Genomic DNA, 17,562 nt, shown 5'->3' with positions numbered 1-17,562 from the left:
ATGAGCAGTAACGTCGTTCCCATGTTGCAAAGTAAAAGTCCGTTTGCCAAGCCGAAACGACGCCGAAATGCGATAACGGAGATGAAATTCGAAAAAGGGACAGAAACCACATTGTCGTGGGATGAGGCGGTTGAACTTTTCATCGCGGCTAAGCGTACGGAAACGGAAGCGGAGCGGACAGTGGAATTTGAACAGGAAAACTTGGACAGCTATCGCAAAATCATGGTAGAGCAAGGAATCGAACCACAGGTGGAGGGATTGACGGTTGATTTCCTTCGAAACCATTTCGTGGCGTATATGGTGGATGTGAAAAATTATGCGTTGAATACGATTAACAATCGAATCAAGACGATCAAGCGATTTTTTGCTTTTTTACACCAGGAAGGGTGGATTCAGCAAAACCCGGCCGACTTGTTAAAAGTCCGAAGCGGACAAAAGCCGATCATCTATTCATTTACGGAAGAACAAGTCGTTACTTTACTGGCACAACCGGATCTGACGATGTTTACCGGATACCGGGATTATTGCATGCTCTATCTGATGTTGGACACGGGCCTCCGCTTAGGCGAAGTGGTTAGATTAGATCTCATTCAAATCGATCTCAAACAAAGCTATTTGATCGGTGTATTGGGCAAAAGCAAACGGCCGCGTGACGTCCCGTTTTGCGATGAAGTGCGCAAAGTATTGCTGAAATATTTGAAAATACGCGGGGAACTGCCGGAGCCTGCTTTATTTGTTACGGTAGACGGCACTCGCTTAAGCGGGAGAACTTTCCAGGAAACGCTGAAAAAATATGGGGAGCAGGCAAAAATCCAAGGGGTCAGAGTCAGTCCTCATACATTGCGTCATTCCTTTGCCAAAATGTATATCCTCAATGGCGGCGATCCTTACAGCTTGCAAGAAATCCTCGGCCACACCACACAGGACATGGTCAAAGTATATGTGAACCTGTGGAAGCCGGAAAAGAAGCTGCAGCATATGAAAGCATCTCCGATGCGGAATTTGGGACGGAGGAAATAAAATACGCGTATGGGGGTAAAGGGACTTGAGGTATCGTTTTTCGGGTCTATATTTTTCATTCACAACTTGGATTGGCGGATGGCAAGGTGGATGTGCTGGAGCTGCCGGTGGACGAAGTCTGAAAGACAACGAAAATCTAAAATGTTAAAGTATGAAGGAGAAGGAGTTGAACTCTCCTTCATACTAAATTTCAATACTCCTCGGGAATTGCTTTTTCAAATTTAAGTCTAAAGCGTATTTCTAATTCTTGGATACCTAAGCGTATAGTACTTCTAAAGTTTTTGTAAATTTGTGAGTAGTTGCTGTCCACCCAATCTCCTTGATCATTTTTATAGATAATGTGAGGCCGTTTTTTTGCGTTAAGTTCATCTGAAAATGTGTTGCAAGCATCGGTCATACTTCTCAAAATAGTCTTAGTTGCGTCTGAGAATGCACGGTCACCGAGTAAAACAACGATAAAATTTTTAATTTCTATCGTTGAGGTAGCGCAATGTTCCGGCATTTCCATTTCAATAGGATTTGTAAGAAGTCTCTTTGCCTCCAGAAAATAAAATAACTTTTCAATTCCCTGTCGTTCACTTTCAGTGATTTCCCACGATAAACCTCCAAATGGGGCACTGATTCCTGTAATTTTGATACCCAAAATTGCATCCCTCCAATAAGCAAACCAATATTTACCATTATGGTATCATCGAACACCCTAACAATTCAATAACAGGTTGAATAGTAGCAGTAATACGTAGACCGCAAGTTTTATTACGTTTTGGACACGACTCGGTTTAATCCAATAAATAGGCCCCGAGTACTATTTATGTTGTCGAGTTAGGCAGGGGAAATGGAAAAAATGTAGAAATATATCATAAGGCAAGTATTTGATTTGAAGAGGGAAAATATGAAAAGATGTCGAATGTACATCAAAGTACTTAGAAAGTAAATCAATCGGCTCATTTTTATAGAATAGGTAGGTGATAGCTGTGGCAATGCTTAGTCCAAGCGAGCCGGAAAAACAATTGATTATTGATAAAATTCATAAAATGAATCCTACACCTGAACAGATTGAGAGAGTTTGTCGTGTCGTACTTGAAGAGCATCCCAATGATGTTTATCCGCAGCGATCAACTACGTTTCAAGCTCTAAGTGCAATAGTAGATCGATCCGTACAAAAAGGGGTTACTTCAAAGTTAATTGAGGAGTTCGAGGTATCGATCCACCAAAATGGAAATAAAAGCTCAGGGATCCGACCAATCGATACAGATCTAGCCAATCAATTCGGTAAGGTGTTTACTTCGTTACTGCAAGCGCTTGAGCAGATGGATGATGCTGAATTGGAACAATATACTGCGGATATTGACAGTGCAGATATGACTGAGTTCAAAGACAAGCTTGAAAACAAAGCAAAGTTTTCTAAGGATAGGCAAGAACATGCGATGAGAAGTCGAACAGAGATTTCAGTGCTTCAACGCTTGGCAAAAAAATTAGGATATCGCAAATATAATAATCTTAAAAAAAAGGTCATGTTTTTATATTTTCGCATTTGCGATAATTACCCAGTGAGTCAGTATACAGCAGATTTTAGATTTGAGCGTTTACTTGAACATTTATATGCGCAACTGCCGCCTCAAATTCGGGAATACTACGATGAATGCCTTGAGCAGATAACGGGAGTTATTTTCGACACAACATACGATTGTTACATTTTTAATGAATGAAGGTGAAAGATTATTTTTAAGCGAAATATTGAGCAAGAGTTGGCTACATATGATATTGAAGAGAGTAGTTCAGTCAATGGATTGATATTAATTATAATACTAAATTACATGCCGAAATGCTCCATGAACCAATTGGCTTGCGCACTATACCTTGTACGCTTCTCTAAGGTACTCTCCAAGTTTTTAAGCAAGGAAGAAGAAGTTGATTTTCTAAATAAAGTCCCCGAATGGGAGCTTGGAAATTTAGATGCTATGCTGGTACCGTATATTAACCAAAAATACGATATACGTTTTATTAGGGGTATAAAAGAATTGTTTGCAAAAGGTCTTATTCAAATTGAAAATGAATTTGTTCAACTAATTTCCAAGAAAGAAATCTCATCAGGCAGCGAAACCATTATGCGGATTCAACACAAAGCTGATTATGCGAGTCGCTTGGTGATGGGAATGAACATTGAATTACTTAATAAGCAAATATCACGAATAGTAGGAGAAGAACAATGGGGAACTTTCTCTTCATCAACCGTGTCGCAATAAATCCGCCCAGAGGAAAAACAGATGTCACATTCAGGGCGGGATTAAATGTGATTCGTGCAACTTTAATGGAAGAAACCTCTAGAGAAGGACAAGATAGCCAACCGGGAATACGAAATAGTGTTGGAAAAACAACTTTTTGTCATTTGCTAAATTATGGATTGGGGAAAAGCAGCTTTTTAAATCGAGATAAAGCGTTTGGAAAAAAAACACTCGAATCACATGATTTATTGATGGAATTTAGAATTAAAGATGAAAAATATACCGTTCAACGAAATCTTGTTAAAGGTGATATTTGTATTTTGTATAAAGATTGGCGCATAAGTGATTTACTAAATGGAATACAGCTCACAGGCGAAAGATATCCAATTGAAAATTATAGAAATTTTTTGGAGGAAACAATTTTTTCTAAAGCAAACATTTTTGAAGGGGAAAGATTTATAACGTTTCGTGACATTATGCAGATTTTATTCAGGGATCAAGTTGGTGGTTTTGAAACTATAGATAAAGCGGGGAATTATTATACTAAAGCTGATGAAAAACGTAAACTGCAACAATTTCTTTCTGGATTAACTACCTCTGAAACCTTAGATGCAAACAAACAAGTAAGTGATGCTGAGGCAGCAGAAAAAGAAGCTAAGAAGGCTTTTGATATCATAAAAAAGTATGTACATCATAAGGTTAATCAAGCTGAAGAATTGATTAGATCGGAAGCAGCAACAATATTAGAGCAGATCAAAGAAAAAAATGATGAAATAGCTGGCCTCAAACAACAATTAGTCCTACTTCAACAAAGAGATGATGAACGAATCACGCAAAAGCAAGAGTTTCTTCAGCAGAAATTAAATCTTTCTAAAGAAGAAAACATAATAAAAATGAGAATTAACAGTTTTCAGGCCACGCTTAATGAAGTTCAAACGGAAAAAGAAAATTTAGAAACGGCTCATCATGCACACCAACTATTAGATCCTTATGAGTATGAGAAATGCCCTGTTTGTTTGGTAACTATTACAAATGACTCGTCCTTTAAATGTCCCCGAAGCGCAGAGGATCAAGAGGATTCTAATAAGGCTTTGGAGACTATGCAAATTATTTTGTCCAACGAAAGACAAGATTTGGTTCAATCTATTAATGAGTTAAATCATATATTAGAAGAGCTTCAACTTAGGATGTCTGAAATTGACAGCAAAATAGATGAATTGAATTTGGAAATTTCAGAAGATGCAAGTGAAATACTTTCGAAAATCGACCTAATTGAAAAGGAACAAAAAGAACTTAATGAGAAACTAACTGGATTAAGACAAGACTTAGAGTATTTTCGAGATCATGAAGAATACAAAAGGAAACATGGTTTAGCAAAGGATCAACTTGCGATTGCAAAATCAAACAGAAACCGAGTTCAACAACAAATGGAAGATAATATTGATAATTTGAAGAAGTACTTTCATGAAGTTGTTTCCTATTTATATTTTGAGAACCGAATTGGTTCATTTCAACTAAGTGAGAGGGCGAAAAATTTCGAAGTTGAAATTAGATATCTTAATTTGGGTGAGGGCAAAGATACAGGCGCGGCAGCAATTACTTTGGCAGTGATTGCTTATGACCTGGCATTATTAAAATTGGCACTAAAGGTTGATACACCCCATCCCAGATTACTTGTTCATGACTCTCCTAACATAAATGACATTGATCCAGCTGTTTATAACAGGATTTTTACTTATGTGAAAGATACCTTAGAAAAATCATTCACTGATGAAGGTTTGGAACCTGAATTCCAATATATCATTACAACTATCTTGATGCCAGAAGAACTAGCAACTGATCCTTACATTAGATTGGAGCTCAATAATAATGGAGACGAGGGAAAACTCTTTGAATTCACATTTTGAAAACAATCTGGTGAATCAACAACGCTTAATAGATTTCTTGAAACGATCATTCTCTGAAGAAGAAATTTATGCATTGGGGCGCTTGTTAAATTTAGAAAAAGAAGATTATGTTGGTAGGGGGATGACCAAGCAACAGTTATGTAGTGCTTTTGTTGAAATGCTCACTCAACGATCGTTATTCAATAGATTATTTGTATATCTTGAGTCACCTTCATATATTCGCCCAAGGATGTATCAAGAATTTGGTGACTTAGGAATAAAAGAACCTTTGTCTGATCATGGTTTAGAGCAGGCATTACAGGAATTTTATGGAAAAGTTGAAGAAGCCAAACAAAATAAATCTTTTTCGGATTGGCTTGATAATTGGAAGAAATCAATGGTCCTAGTTTTGGGGAAAGACAATACACCAGAAGCATGGGCAAAATTGGTCGCAATTTGTAATGAACTAAAACAACTAGGATATTCACCTTATTTAATTAAAGATCAGCCCGACATCGGTCATCTTACAAATGAGGAAAAAATGTTAGCGTATGCTGCCGCATCAAGATTTATTGTTATTGAAAAATCAGAGCCATCTGGACATATTGATGAAGCCCATATTTGTGCTATAAATCGCTTTGTTGGGATTTGGATTAGAGAAGAGGGAAAGGGAGACACCTGGATGCAAGGCGATTACGAGGTAAGCTTCCTTAATATCAAGAGTTTTACATATGCTACAGGAAATATAAAAAAGGCAATCAGCGATGGTGTTGATTGGGCAGAACAATACTTAGAAGAGAAAGAAAAACAATTAAATGGGTTGTATCCTTTTAGAAGGTAGGACTTCGACTCTGGTTTACATTGAGATGAAATAATAAGTAGTTACAGTATTTTCAAAAGAACAGTTTGGGTATTCCTCAAAATTGTCTTGAAAAGTAGCAAAGGGCCGCCTAATGCAGCCCTTTGTTTATTTTCTTATTGTATATTATCCACCGATCCGGAGTCGACTCATATTCTCCACCGGACTATATTTCTGATGCTGTTCCCGAATATCCTTGCTAAAAAGCTCTACATAATAGCGGACCATGTCCAGTGTGCTGTGGCCGAGAATCTGTTGTAGGGTAAAAACGTCGCCGCCGTTCAGGATGTAAAACTTCGCCATTGTATGTCTGAATGTATGAGGCGATACCCGAACGCCCGATATGCCGGCTAACTTCCCATACTCCTGAATGTTTTCCTGTATGGTTCGTGTACGAAGGGCTGTGCCCTCTACATTCACGAAGAGCCAGTCCGTCTCTACATTACCGCGTTCGGCTAAGTATTGTTTCAACACTTTAATGCACGTTTTTTGAATGGGGACGCGCCGCGCTTTTCCGCCTTTGCCCCGAACAATCCGGATCTCCATTTCTTTTAAGAAAAGATCGCCGACCTTCAAGTTCAGCAATTCTCCGATCCGCATCCCCGTTTCCAGCATAACCATCATGATCGTATAATCCCGAAATCCCGTAAAGGTTTGGCGATTGGGTTGGTTGAGCAAGGCAAGCAATTGCTCTTTGGTAAAGGTTTGGATCATTTTCTTTTCCGCTTTGATTAGCCGTAGTTCATCAGCCAGTTTGTGCTTGATATAGCCTTCCTCATATAAAAACTTGAAAAACGCTTTGCAGGTTTTGATGCGCCCGTTTACCGTATTGCTGGCCAGTCCTTTGCCTAGCATATATCCGATATAATGATGCTTGATGTCCCGGTTGGTCATGGCGAGGACGTCAAAGTCCTGGTTTTGTTCTTCGAAAGTCTTCTGCATCATGATCATATTTTCTTCATAAAACTCGATAGTTCGATCGGATAAATTTTTGGCCCGGCATTCAAACACAAATGATTGCAGCAGTTTGGGAAAACCGATTTGCGGCTTGCTCGGTGTAGCTGCCGATGTTGGGGCAACTACCTGCGTAGCAGCGGAGGTAAGTGTATTTTTACGACGTTTTACCGGCATCTCCATGTTTACTGCACCTCGCTTTCATTGAAGTTGCCTTCGTCCGCGAGGTTCTCAATCGGGCTGTACTTTTCGTGCTGTTTATGAATATCGGTGCTGAACAACTCGACGTAGTAGCGAGTCATTTCGAGGTTGGCGTGGCCGAGGAGGTATTGCAAAGTAAAGATGTCGCCGCAATTCATCAAAAACAATTTTGCCATCGTGTGTCTAAACACATGGCAGGCTCCTTCCACGCCAGTAATGCCTGCTCGATGAAAATACTCCTTCACCATTTTAATGAAGGAATTTCTCGCCATGGGTGTATTGAAAACCGTGACCCAAAGGTCGTTGAAGGGCTGATCTCCCCGTTCTGCGATATATCGTTTGAGGATCTCCGCACATGTGGCCTGAAATGGTACCAATCGGAATTTACGGACTTTCCCCATTTGAATGTGCACCGTATTTTCCTCAAAATTCACATCTGAGATTTTCAAACGGCTCATTTCGATGACGCGTATGCCGGTTTCAAGGAAAAGAAGCATAATGGCATAGTCCCGTAATCCGGTAAATGTAGTTTGATCGGGGGAGGCTAGGATTCGTTTGACTTGCTCTTCGGAAAAAGTATGAACGACTTGCCGTTTGTTCTTGAGGGGCTTTAACCCTTCGGCAATGTTAGTCGTCAGTAATCCATCCTCGAATAAAAATTTGAAAAACTGCTGAAGCGTGCGAATCTTTCCGTTGATCGTATTGGGCTTAAATTGCTGTTCGAGCATTTTGTTAATCATGCGGACGGAGAGGTCTTTAGGGGTCAGATTATCCAGGGAAAGGCACCAATCTTCAAGATCGCGTTGCAACGATTTGAGATAGACGTGGTAACCGTCTATGGTAAACTTGGAGAGATTGCGAAACTGGCAGTCCATCAAGAACAGCCGGACGGCTTCGGCGTATTGTTTTTTTGCCGAAACAGCATCGTATGCTACAGTGGATTCAGAGTTAATTTGCATGTGAAACCTCCCGAAATTTGGATCGGGAGTTTGGTGCGGTAAAAAGATTGGCGCGCCTGATGGCCTGTAACCGCGTCAATCTGTGGGTTTAGCGAGCGCACAAAACCCTGTCGGAAAACAAGCGACGTATTGGGTTAGTGGGAAAATAATCCATGTCCGACTTCCCTTGTCCCATAAGGAATCTCGATGATTGGCGAACGAGTGTTTCCCTCCTTCCATAGCGCCAATCTCAAAATCGTGAGGGAAACCGTGGGGGTTCGAGTCCCTTCACCGGCATCAAACAAAAATCAAAAGTCCTAAATCACGGAGTTGCAGTGATTTAGGACTTTTGATTTTTAAGATGAAGTACTAAATATGATAGGTTACTGAGTTGCACTAAGCGAAATTATGATTTGTTCTGTAAAATGGATGCCTGCTGTCCGACCTGTTTCAATTCGATATAATATCATAACTGCCTTATGGATCCAAAACGGAGAAAGACTTGGAAAGAAATAAACATCCTAATCCGCACCTGAAGACGAATTGAGTGGGTTATTTGATTGACACTCAAGGATTGTAAAGGTGATGACACTATCAATCACCGATAATGACGCTGGAAACAAAAGGCTCAAACTATAACTGCATGGTGCGTAGAAAGAAGTATCGGTCATATAAAGGTGATATGGGTAAAAGCTCGCAAAGGTTGTTGTCTGTGATACGGCAGTTATAGAAAGCTTCATTGGAGCGAAGCTGCAAACTGGGTGGTCCTTTTTCTACTGGGAACCTACTGAATGAGAATATGTTGCTTCCGACAGATAACTAAGTATGCTTGGTAATGGTGATCTTCATTGTGAAAAATGCATGGTTCGCGAAAATGGAGGCGAAAAATGAGCGTTGATCCTGTACACACTCTACTCTACCCTTATGGGTGGGAAAATTGAGCATACAGGAGGCGTATCATGCACTTTTTAAATTGGAGCTTGGCGCGGAAAGCGGGACAACTAGTGGTTGGGGGTTTTAATGGGAAAGAAATTACTGGAGAGGTCCGTAAACTTGTCCAACATTATCATATTGGAGGAGTTATTTTATTTAATCGCAGTATTGAGTCGCCCGCGCAGTTGAGAGTATTGACCGGAAGTTTGCAGGAGTTGGCCAAGAGCGGAAACGAAGATTGGGTTCCTTTGCTCATAGCTGTCGATCAGGAAGGCGGAAGTAATATTCATGTTAAAGAAGGAATTACGTTAACCCCCGGCAATATGGCCATGGGAGCTGCCGGTGACGCGGAGGGGGTTTACCGTATGGCACGTATTAGCGGAAAGGAGCTCAGAGCTCTGGGGATAAACGTAAATTACGCGCCGGATATGGATGTGAATAATAATCCGATGAATCCGGTCATCGGTATCCGTTCGTACGGCGAAGACCCGCACTTGGTGGCCAGGTTGGGGGCAGCCGCCATCCGCGGGTATCAAGAATCCGGCATCGCGGCAACGGCGAAGCACTTTCCGGGGCATGGCGATACCCGTACCGATTCCCATCTCGATCTTCCCGTAATCCCGTACTCCATGGAACGTCTGGAGAAATTGGAGCTGATCCCCTTTAAAGCGGCGATAGAGGCTGGGGTTGATTTAATGATGACGGCGCACATCGTATTTTCCGAACTTGAGCCGGAAGGCGTTCCGGCGACGTTGTCAAACCGCGTGGTGACAGGTCTTCTCAGAGAGAAACTGCAATACGACGGTGTCATAACGACAGATTGTCTGGAGATGAAAGCAATTCATGACAACTACGGCACGGCCGAGGGAGCCGTGCGAGCCATCGAGGCGGGCGTGGATATGGTATTGGTTAGCCATACATTTACCGAGCAGGTCAAGGCCATTGAAGCGATTATACAGGCTGTACGCACCGGCAGAATTTCCGAGGAGAGGATCAACAGATCGCTAGGGCGCATTCTGAATATGAAAAAGCGCAGAAATATGTGGGATGTAGTGATCGGCTTGGAGCAGGCTAACAAAACTATCGTGTTGCCGGAATCCGCGGCTGCCGTTCGTGAGCTTGTCGGCAAGAGTATAACCATGGTCAAAGAAGGCGGAGTACTTCCGCTGGATCCGGAACAATCGATTCTTGTAGTCCGGGTTAAGCATCAACTGCATATGGGAGGAGATGACCCGACGGTACTGCCGCATACTTTGGTGCAGGAACTTCGCAGCTATTGCGGGAATATGACCGAGATCGTCGTAGGCTCCAACCCTACCGACGAAGAGATCAATACGGCGATGAAGGTCGCTTCACAATCGGACCAGGTGATCGTTCAGACCTCCAACACATTGAGGTTCCCCTCCCAAGGGATTATGGTGAGGAGGCTCGTGGAAAATCATGAGCGGGTTGTAGCGGTATCCGTTCGTAATCCGTATGATTTGATGGCATTCCCGCAAGTGAAAACATATATTGCCTGCTATGAAGACTTGCCCATTACATTGGAGTTGCTCGCGGCAATCCTGATAGGAAACAAGAAGGCATCAGGAAAGCTGCCGGTAACTTTGGAGACGGGCGAGCATTAAAAAGGAGCGACGCAGGGAAACTTGCGCCGCTCCTTTTCTGTCTTATCAGTTTTGAACGGAGATAGTGTTGGCTTTTTTGTTGATTCTGAACGAAAGGCCGAAGTTGGCGTGCTCCTCCGGAGGAAGCTCAATGATGACCCCTTCTCTGTTGCGATCCCAGTTCAAGGCATGGTGCGAGCCCAAGAGTTCGATGGATTCGATGTCCGAAGGGTAAAGATTACGGTTTGGGGATAAGGAGGTCAGAATGATTCGCCCTTCCGAAGGCCGCCCCAAAACAATAGCATACAAAACGTCGCCGCGCGTAGTGTAACGAATATCTTTATCTGTATAGGAAGCCCGTTTGATGTCGTTAAATGTGCCTGTCACGATTGGTGTAGGTCCTTCGCCGAAAACCGTCCACGGGCGAGTGCCGTAAATGGCTTCTCCGTTGCGTCTCAGCCAGGTTCCGATATCCAGCAAAATCCGCCGTTCCTCATCCGGAATGGTTCCGTCTGGTTTAGGGCCAATATTAAGCAGCATGACGCCGTTTTTACTGACAATATCGACGAGATCTCCGATAATTTCTTCCGAAGTTTTATATTGATGGTTTGCCACGTAGCACCAGGCCGTTTTCGCCACAGAGGTACAGGTTTGCCAGAGTTCGGGCTGGATCCCCTCCTGTAATCCCCGCTCTACGTCGTAAACCGCGCTGCCCTTTGCAAAGGCTTCGAATTTGTAATTTATCGCGACCCCAAGATCCCGTGAGGCGGCTTTATTGTAATAATAGGCTGCCAGCCGCTGCAAATAGGGTTTGAAGGCAGGCTGCTCAATCCACCAGTCAAAATATAGCAACTGGGGCTCGTAACGATCAAGCAAATCACAGGTTCGAACAAGCCAGTCATTTAGAAACTCCTCGTTTGGCTGTAAAAAAGGGAACGGATAAGCAAGATCGCCATAGCACGGTTGGGCCGGTCCGTAGAGGGAGGAGTAAGCAGGGTTCGTGACGTCGGACTCGATGTCGCGCCCTCCGTTGTAGAACCACCAATTTTCCGCGCGGTGGCTGGACACGCCAAACGTTAAATATTGATTGCGTACCGCTTCGGCCAACTCGGCGATAATGTCCCGTTTTGGCCCCATGGCAGCTGCATTCCAGGGAGTAAACGGGCAATCGTACATTGGGAACCCGTCATGGTGCTCGGCCACGGGTACCACGAAGCTTGCCCCCGCCTGCCGGAACAGACTGGCCCAATCATTGGCGTCGAAATGTTCCGCTGTAAATAGAGGAATAAAATCCTTATATCCAAACTTGTTCTGAGGTCCGTAGGTAGCCAGGTGATGCTCATAGGCTTTAGTTCCTTTAATATACATGTTGCGCGGATACCATTCGCTGTCATAGCCCGGTACGGAGTATACACCCCAATGAATGAATATTCCGAGCTTGCCGTCCTGGTACCACGCCGGGGGAGTATAGACCTGCAACGATTCCCAGTTAGGGGAGAAGGGTCCGGCTTTGATTGTTTCCTGTATATCGTCTATCTTCGACCTCCAGTTGAGCAGCTTTTCTGACACATTAATCACCTCAAAGTTATTTGGTTTTGGAAAAACATAGCTTTGTATGTTTTCCGGGGGAGTTATAAAACAGTCATCTGCTGGATCTGTCGCGCAGCTCCGATGATGCCCGCATCATTTCCGAGAACAGCAGGCAGAAGTACAAAGGAACCGGGCTGAAGCAGGTTAATCTGCCGCTGCAGCTCAGTCCACCATACATGGCGTGTGGTAATGAGACCGCCGCCTATGATCACGGCCTCGGGGTCGTAAGCAGTTGCTGCGTTGACAATGCCGATCGCCAGATTCATGGAAAACGATTCGATGACTTCTAAAGCTGACGGGTGGGCATTTTCCGCCGCCTGCAACAGCGTCCGGCTATCCCAGGACGGGTCGATCCGGCTGGCTGCCCGGTTAAGCGCCGTGCCGGAGACATATTGTTCGAGACAGCCCCGACGCTTGCAATTGCAATGCAGCCCGTTCGGATGGAGGATCATGTGGCCCCATTCGGCCGCTCCTCCGCGAGCTCCACCGATAACGGTCCCTTTATATACATAGGCGCCGCCAACTCCAGTTCCGAGACAGAGCATGGCAACGGTCCGATAGGAAGCAGCGGCCCCGATCCAGCATTCGCCTGTCGCGGCTGCATTCACATCGTTATCGACGCATACGGGGAGGCCGAACTCTTTGTGAAGGACAGCTCTTAAGGGAGTACCCGACCAGCCGGGAAGATTTTCTGTGGCATAAAGAATCGTACCGCTATTTGGATCAATGCGTCCGGCCGAACCAACTCCAATGCCGGAGAGAGAAGGGACTGCGTTCAGCAACTCGCGGGCCAGTTCCAGAACTGTCGACAGAACGAACTCGCGTCCTCGTTCCGCATGGGTTGGCCTGCTCGCTTTATAGATCAGAGAGCCGTCGGCCGCAACAACACCAGCCTTGACTGCTGTACCCCCGATGTCAATCCCAAGCCAGCGGTTCATCGCGAACCGTCGGCAACAGCTGTCATGGCTTTGACATATTCGGCGGCGATTAGTTGTGGTCTTGTAATCGCGGAGCCGACGACAACAAAGCTGGCGCCGAGCCGCAGCGCTTCGGCCGCTTGCTCTGGTTTATGAATGCCCCCTTCGGCTACGACCGGCACATCGAGCGCCGAGGTCAGCCTAGATACAAGCTCCAAATCGGGTAATTCCTTACCTGCCGTCTCGAAGGTGTATCCGCATAACGTGGTGGAAATGTAATCCGCCCCGAGCGCAGCCGCCGTTACCCCTTCCTCGAAAGTTGAGATATCGGCCATAACCGGGATGTTTTTCTTTTTAAGCGAGGAGATTACTTCGGATAAAGTTCGTTGATCCGGGCGCTTTCGGCCTGTGGCATCGAGAGCGACGATATCGGCGCCCGCTTCATGCATGGCGATGGCGTCATCCAGTGTCGGAGTAATAAAGACATCATAATCCGGAAATGTTTTTTTGATCAGGCCGATTACCGGCAGATTCGTCGATTGCTTTATGGCAGCGATATCCTTTGCTCCTCCCGCACGGATGCCGCGAGCCCCCGCCAAACTTGCAGCGCGCGCCATTGCGGCCATAATGAAGCTGCCGTGCAGAGGTTCATTTTCCAATGCTTGACACGAAACGACAAGGCTGCCCGGAGGAATCAGTGTTGTCACTAGTGATCTACTCCTTTACTTTACTGTTGTGAATGGCAAAAAACTGACACGACTATGATAAGTATGCTAAGTGCTAGGGAAGCGGCGTGGCAATCAGCGTTTTTCAACTTTATGCATTTTTCAAAAATTCGCGGTTATTTCGAAGAAAAGTGGTATGATAAAAAAACACAAAAAGTTGCCCGAATTGATAAGAATTAAGAGAGAAGAGGCGGCACTTTGCAATAATCAACAAAGAGGAAGATTGAACAGAGGGGGACGGCAATGGGATATAACTGGTTTCGCAGAATGCTGCTGGCTTACACGCCGGTGTTCTTTGTCGTAGTGTCTTTCCTAGTGTTTATATTTTATCAGACGTTAAGCGAGCAAAGCCGGAGAGAGTCGCTCAAAAGCAATGAATCGCTAGCCGGACAAGCGCTTCGGTATACAGAGCAGACCTTGAAGAATATCGATCATCGGATTCTTCGTGAATCGATGGTAAATGATAGCTTTCAAGCCTTTCTGCAGGAAAAAGATACATCCCAAATTTATGTGTATATGGAAGCCGTCAAAGCGATGCAGGATTTAAAAATCAGCTTTCCCGATATCGATTCCATCTATCTTGTACGTTTAAGCGACGGCTTTGTATTAAGTTTGAGTACGTCGAGCAATATGGAAAGCTTCAGAGACCGGGATTTTATCCGAAGTTATTTCGCCAACGGCCGCCCGTCCGAATGGTCGGGCATACGGGAATTTAACGAATTTTCCTTTCAGGCGAAACGCAGTGTGGTGACACTTGCCCGGCCGATGCCTTTTTACTCCGGCAGCAAAGGAATTATCGTCATTAATGTGGACAAGGAAAAACTATCGCGTCAGGTAAAGGAGATGTACGATAGCGAGGTTAGCTTTGTTCGAATTCTGGATAAGAACGGGAAGGACTTGTTGGATAACCAACAAAGCGATTCGGCAAGTATGAAAGGAAGCGATGTTTTAACCCGTCTTTCCTCGGATTATACAGGCTGGACAATTGAAAGCGGTTTAATTCGGAATAGTGCCGTCCAGCTGCTGCAATCAATGAGCGGAGTTTGGGCGATGTTAGGGGGGATTGCGGTCTTCGTCGGTATTTTGTGGATCGTTATCGTTACCAGAAGAGCGTATAAGCCGCTCGAACGGCTTGTGAGCCAAATTCAGGTATACGCAGGGACGGAATCCGATAAAATATCCACTTATCCTAATGAGTTCAATTTTATCGGCGAGACAATCGGCCGAATTGTGGAGCAAAACGATCTCTATTTGCAGGAGCAAAGAGAATTTCAGGCTATCCGGAAAAAGCATGTTTTCGAGAAGCTGTTGAAGGGAAGCGGGGTTCTCCCCGTCTGGGAGCAGGAATTGCGCTTGATCGGAATGCCGCCTTCTTTCCGCCCTTCTTTGGTGTTTATACTTGAGGTCGACGGGTACGGAGAAGCTGTGAAGGTACAGGCGGCAGAGGGGCTCGTCAACTGGAAAGCCGAACTTGAGGAGAAGGTAGTCGAACTAGCTGAAAAGGCAGGCTATGAGATTTGGTGCGGGTGGTTGGAGGACCGGAAACTTGGTGGTATTTTGTGCTTTCCGGAAGCGGAGACGCTGGATGAAAAACATGTTTTCTCCGTCTTTGATCGCTGGCGTGTCGACATCGCGAAGAGCAACGGCTTTACTGTGACATTTGGCCTTAGCGAACCGGTGGCTATCCCGGAGGAAGTCCGCAGAGCCTATAGAGAATGTCTGGATGCCCTCCAATTTAAAGCGTCCACCGGGGTAAATCGTGTCATTCTTTATGGCGAGATCAAGGATACGGTAGGAGAATTGTTTGAGCACCTGAAGGAGATCCGCCAAATTATCGGTGAATTCCGATTAGCCGATAGTTCATGGGAGCAACAATTGAAAGAACTGTTCGGACGGATACGGAGAACGATGTTGCGCAAGGACGAGCTGACTAGCTTAATTCATTTCCTTCTGTACCAGTTGGATCGAGAAACGGGAATGCTGCCGCAGGAAATTCGCGGTGAATGGCAGAGTCGGACGCTGCCGGAAATGCAGGCCGCACTGCTTGATTTTGATACGATTGATCGGGTGGAGGAAGACTTTTTTCGGGCTCTAGGCCAACTTTCCAAGCGGATGCATGCGCTTCGCGACTCGCGTAACTACCATAAGCTCATGCTGGAGGTTCGGACCTATATTGAGAAGCATTTCGATAATCCCGACCTGTCTCTGGATTATTTGAGCGATTTGTTTGATATTAACCCCAAGTATCTGAGCAAGCTGTTTAAAGAAGAATTCGGTGAAAAATTTGTCGACTTCTTAATCCGGCTCCGTATGGATGCAGCCAAAACCGTACTGGAAACAACGGACATGCCTATCCTTGCTATTAGCGAGCAGGTCGGCTACATCAGCGCCAATTCCTTCACGAGAGTATTCCGTCGGGTGTATGGCATATCACCGGGTGAATATCGCAAAGGGGAGCGAAAAAGGGCTTAGTCCGTTCGAAAAAAGAATAGTTTGCCTTGCTAAAGGCCATTCGCATAGATAGGATATAACAAATTCCTATCAAGCGATGGCCTCTTTTTTTACACATAAACCTTAAACGCCCGTAGAAAGCGTTTTCTCGAAAATGGTTAAGCTGTAGAAAGTTGCAGATTGTATGACAGGTGGCAGGAAACTTATCATTGGAGTAGTGAAGCACAGGCCTAAGCCGGACGCTTACGAAGTTCTTGAGAAAGGTGGAGAGTATCATGGCGGCAGGCAGAGCCGGAGCAGATAAGCTGCTGCAGGTGCGGGAAGGGGGCGTCGGAAGGAGAAGCAAAAGAAGAGGAGGAGTGGCTAAAAGCTTGCGCAAGCATTGGCAATTATATCTTTTGCTGATCCCACCGGTGCTGTATTTGATCATCTTTAAATATGTCCCCATGGCAGGGGCCCAGATCGCTTTTAAAAATTACAACGTCGTCAAAGGAATCTGGGGCAGTGATTGGGTAGGGCTTGACCATTTTGTTCGTTTCTTCAATCTTCCGAATTTCTGGATCTATATATTCAACACTTTGGGAATTAGCCTATACAATCTGCTGATTAATTTTCCTGCCCCGATTATTTTGGCTCTTGCGCTTAATGAGGTTCGAAGTCGCTGGTTTAAGAAAACAGTTCAGATGGTTACTTATGCTCCTTATTTTATCTCGACGGTTATTATGGTTTCCATTCTTATTGTGGCGCTGAACCCGAATTTCGGCGTCATAAACCTTTTGCTGAATAAGCTGGGTTTTGAATCGATCAACTTTATGGGTGTGCCGAGATTGTTTAAAACCGTGTACGTTTTATCGGAGACCTGGCAGCTTACGGGTTACTCAGCAATTATTTATATCGCTGCGCTGGCGGGTATTAATCCCGATTTATACGAAGCGGCTAAAGTGGATGGTGCTTCAAGATTGCGGAAGATTTGGCATATTGACCTGCCTGGTATCCTACCGATTACAGTCGTACTGCTTATTTTGAATGTCGGAAATATGATGAAGATCGGTTTTGAAAAAATATTTCTGATGCAAAATCCGCTCAACGTGATGAGCTCCGAGGTGATTTCCACCTATGTGTACAAGGTTGGTTTGATCGGCGCCAATTTCAGTTTCTCAGCAGCGGTAGGGTTGTTTAATTCCATGATTAATCTTATTTTGCTGCTGATTGTCAACTATGCTTCGCGAAAGCTGGCCAAAACCAGCCTGTGGTAGAAA

General features: G+C 44.6%; 14 protein-coding genes. 8 read left to right on the top strand and 6 right to left on the bottom strand.

Annotation, left to right across the window (positions count from 1 at the left end; translation table 11 throughout):
* Positions 1–21 precede the first annotated feature (21 nt).
* The gene (locus tag ACZF99_RS19040; protein WP_483606633.1) at positions 22–1,020 is read left to right on the top strand and encodes a tyrosine-type recombinase/integrase; all 999 of its coding nucleotides are present in this window, start codon (positions 22–24) and stop codon (positions 1,018–1,020) included.
* A 190-nt stretch (positions 1,021–1,210) separates the two neighbouring features.
* Here ACZF99_RS19040 and ACZF99_RS19035 read toward each other — a convergent pair whose 3' ends face one another.
* Complete coding sequence (locus ACZF99_RS19035) at positions 1,211–1,663, bottom strand: DUF6650 family protein (RefSeq protein WP_127575946.1); 453 nt, start codon at positions 1,661–1,663, stop codon at positions 1,211–1,213.
* 331 nt (positions 1,664–1,994) lie between these two features.
* Between ACZF99_RS19035 and ACZF99_RS19030 the strand changes: the two genes are divergently transcribed.
* From ACZF99_RS19030 to ACZF99_RS19015, 4 genes are all read left to right on the top strand, one after another.
* Positions 1,995–2,729, top strand: coding sequence for a hypothetical protein (locus ACZF99_RS19030; RefSeq protein ID WP_127575945.1), 735 nt, complete (start codon positions 1,995–1,997; stop codon positions 2,727–2,729).
* A 123-nt stretch (positions 2,730–2,852) separates the two neighbouring features.
* A complete protein-coding gene (locus ACZF99_RS19025) occupies positions 2,853–3,266 on the top strand; it encodes a hypothetical protein (RefSeq protein ID WP_127575944.1) in 414 nt (137 codons plus the stop codon).
* On the top strand, positions 3,230–5,152 hold the full coding sequence (locus tag ACZF99_RS19020) for a DUF2326 domain-containing protein (RefSeq protein ID WP_127575943.1): 1,923 nt from the start codon (positions 3,230–3,232) through the stop codon (positions 5,150–5,152). Before ACZF99_RS19025 ends, ACZF99_RS19020 begins: the two co-directional genes overlap by 37 nt.
* A complete protein-coding gene (locus ACZF99_RS19015) occupies positions 5,136–5,972 on the top strand; it encodes a hypothetical protein (RefSeq protein WP_127575942.1) in 837 nt (278 codons plus the stop codon). The genes ACZF99_RS19020 and ACZF99_RS19015 overlap by 17 nt, the downstream gene beginning before the upstream one ends.
* 144 nt (positions 5,973–6,116) lie before the next feature.
* Here the strand turns inward: ACZF99_RS19015 and ACZF99_RS19010 are convergent, their stop codons facing one another.
* On the bottom strand, positions 6,117–6,935 hold the full coding sequence (locus tag ACZF99_RS19010) for a tyrosine-type recombinase/integrase (protein ID WP_483606632.1): 819 nt from the start codon (positions 6,933–6,935) through the stop codon (positions 6,117–6,119).
* A gap of 194 nt (positions 6,936–7,129) precedes the next feature.
* Positions 7,130–8,104 (bottom strand): tyrosine-type recombinase/integrase, encoded by a 975-nt coding sequence (locus ACZF99_RS19005; protein WP_323077366.1) that lies wholly within the window; start codon positions 8,102–8,104, stop codon positions 7,130–7,132.
* A 959-nt stretch (positions 8,105–9,063) separates the two neighbouring features.
* Between ACZF99_RS19005 and nagZ the strand changes: the two genes are divergently transcribed.
* Positions 9,064–10,641, top strand: coding sequence for a beta-N-acetylhexosaminidase (gene nagZ / locus ACZF99_RS19000; RefSeq protein WP_483606631.1), 1,578 nt, complete (start codon positions 9,064–9,066; stop codon positions 10,639–10,641).
* Between the two features lie 45 nt (positions 10,642–10,686).
* Here the strand turns inward: nagZ and ACZF99_RS18995 are convergent, their stop codons facing one another.
* The 3 genes from ACZF99_RS18995 to ACZF99_RS18985 form a co-directional block, all read right to left on the bottom strand.
* Entirely contained in the window at positions 10,687–12,189 is a 1,503-nt protein-coding gene (locus ACZF99_RS18995; RefSeq protein ID WP_483606630.1) for an alpha-L-fucosidase, read from the bottom strand.
* 62 nt (positions 12,190–12,251) lie between these two features.
* Positions 12,252–13,148 (bottom strand): ROK family protein, encoded by an 897-nt coding sequence (locus ACZF99_RS18990; protein WP_483606629.1) that lies wholly within the window; start codon positions 13,146–13,148, stop codon positions 12,252–12,254.
* The gene (locus tag ACZF99_RS18985) at positions 13,145–13,834 is read right to left on the bottom strand and encodes an N-acetylmannosamine-6-phosphate 2-epimerase (protein ID WP_483606628.1); all 690 of its coding nucleotides are present in this window, start codon (positions 13,832–13,834) and stop codon (positions 13,145–13,147) included. Before ACZF99_RS18985 ends, ACZF99_RS18990 begins: the two co-directional genes overlap by 4 nt.
* Before the next feature lie 261 nt (positions 13,835–14,095).
* Here ACZF99_RS18985 and ACZF99_RS18980 point away from each other — a divergent pair, with 261 nt between their 5' ends.
* Both ACZF99_RS18980 and ACZF99_RS18975 read left to right on the top strand, forming a co-directional pair.
* On the top strand, positions 14,096–16,324 hold the full coding sequence (locus ACZF99_RS18980; RefSeq protein ID WP_483606627.1) for a helix-turn-helix domain-containing protein: 2,229 nt from the start codon (positions 14,096–14,098) through the stop codon (positions 16,322–16,324).
* A 254-nt stretch (positions 16,325–16,578) separates the two neighbouring features.
* Positions 16,579–17,559: an ABC transporter permease gene (locus ACZF99_RS18975; protein ID WP_483606626.1), complete on the top strand. Its 981-nt coding sequence runs from the start codon at positions 16,579–16,581 to the stop codon at positions 17,557–17,559.
* Positions 17,560–17,562 lie beyond the last annotated feature (3 nt).

The sequence above is a fragment of the Paenibacillus sp. JL3B1040 genome, assembly GCF_057063165.1.
The sequence above is the reverse complement of the archived record's forward strand: the minus strand, read 5'-3'. Positions and strand labels throughout refer to the sequence as shown.

Bases quoted from the DNA above. Each gene is read 5' to 3' on its own strand.
- ACZF99_RS19040 (WP_483606633.1), top strand. From the start codon at position 22: ATGTTGCAAAGTAAAAGTCCGTTTGCCAAGCCGAAACGACGCCGAAAT.
- ACZF99_RS19025 (WP_127575944.1), top strand. From the start codon at position 2,853: ATGAACCAATTGGCTTGCGCACTATACCTTGTACGCTTCTCTAAGGTA.
- ACZF99_RS19020 (WP_127575943.1), top strand. From the start codon at position 3,230: ATGGGGAACTTTCTCTTCATCAACCGTGTCGCAATAAATCCGCCCAGA.
- ACZF99_RS19010 (WP_483606632.1), bottom strand. From the start codon at position 6,935: ATGATGCAGAAGACTTTCGAAGAACAAAACCAGGACTTTGACGTCCTC.
- ACZF99_RS19005 (WP_323077366.1), bottom strand. From the start codon at position 8,104: ATGCAAATTAACTCTGAATCCACTGTAGCATACGATGCTGTTTCGGCA.
- ACZF99_RS18990 (WP_483606629.1), bottom strand. From the start codon at position 13,148: ATGAACCGCTGGCTTGGGATTGACATCGGGGGTACAGCAGTCAAGGCT.
- ACZF99_RS18980 (WP_483606627.1), top strand. From the start codon at position 14,096: ATGGGATATAACTGGTTTCGCAGAATGCTGCTGGCTTACACGCCGGTG.
- ACZF99_RS18975 (WP_483606626.1), top strand. From the start codon at position 16,579: ATGGCGGCAGGCAGAGCCGGAGCAGATAAGCTGCTGCAGGTGCGGGAA.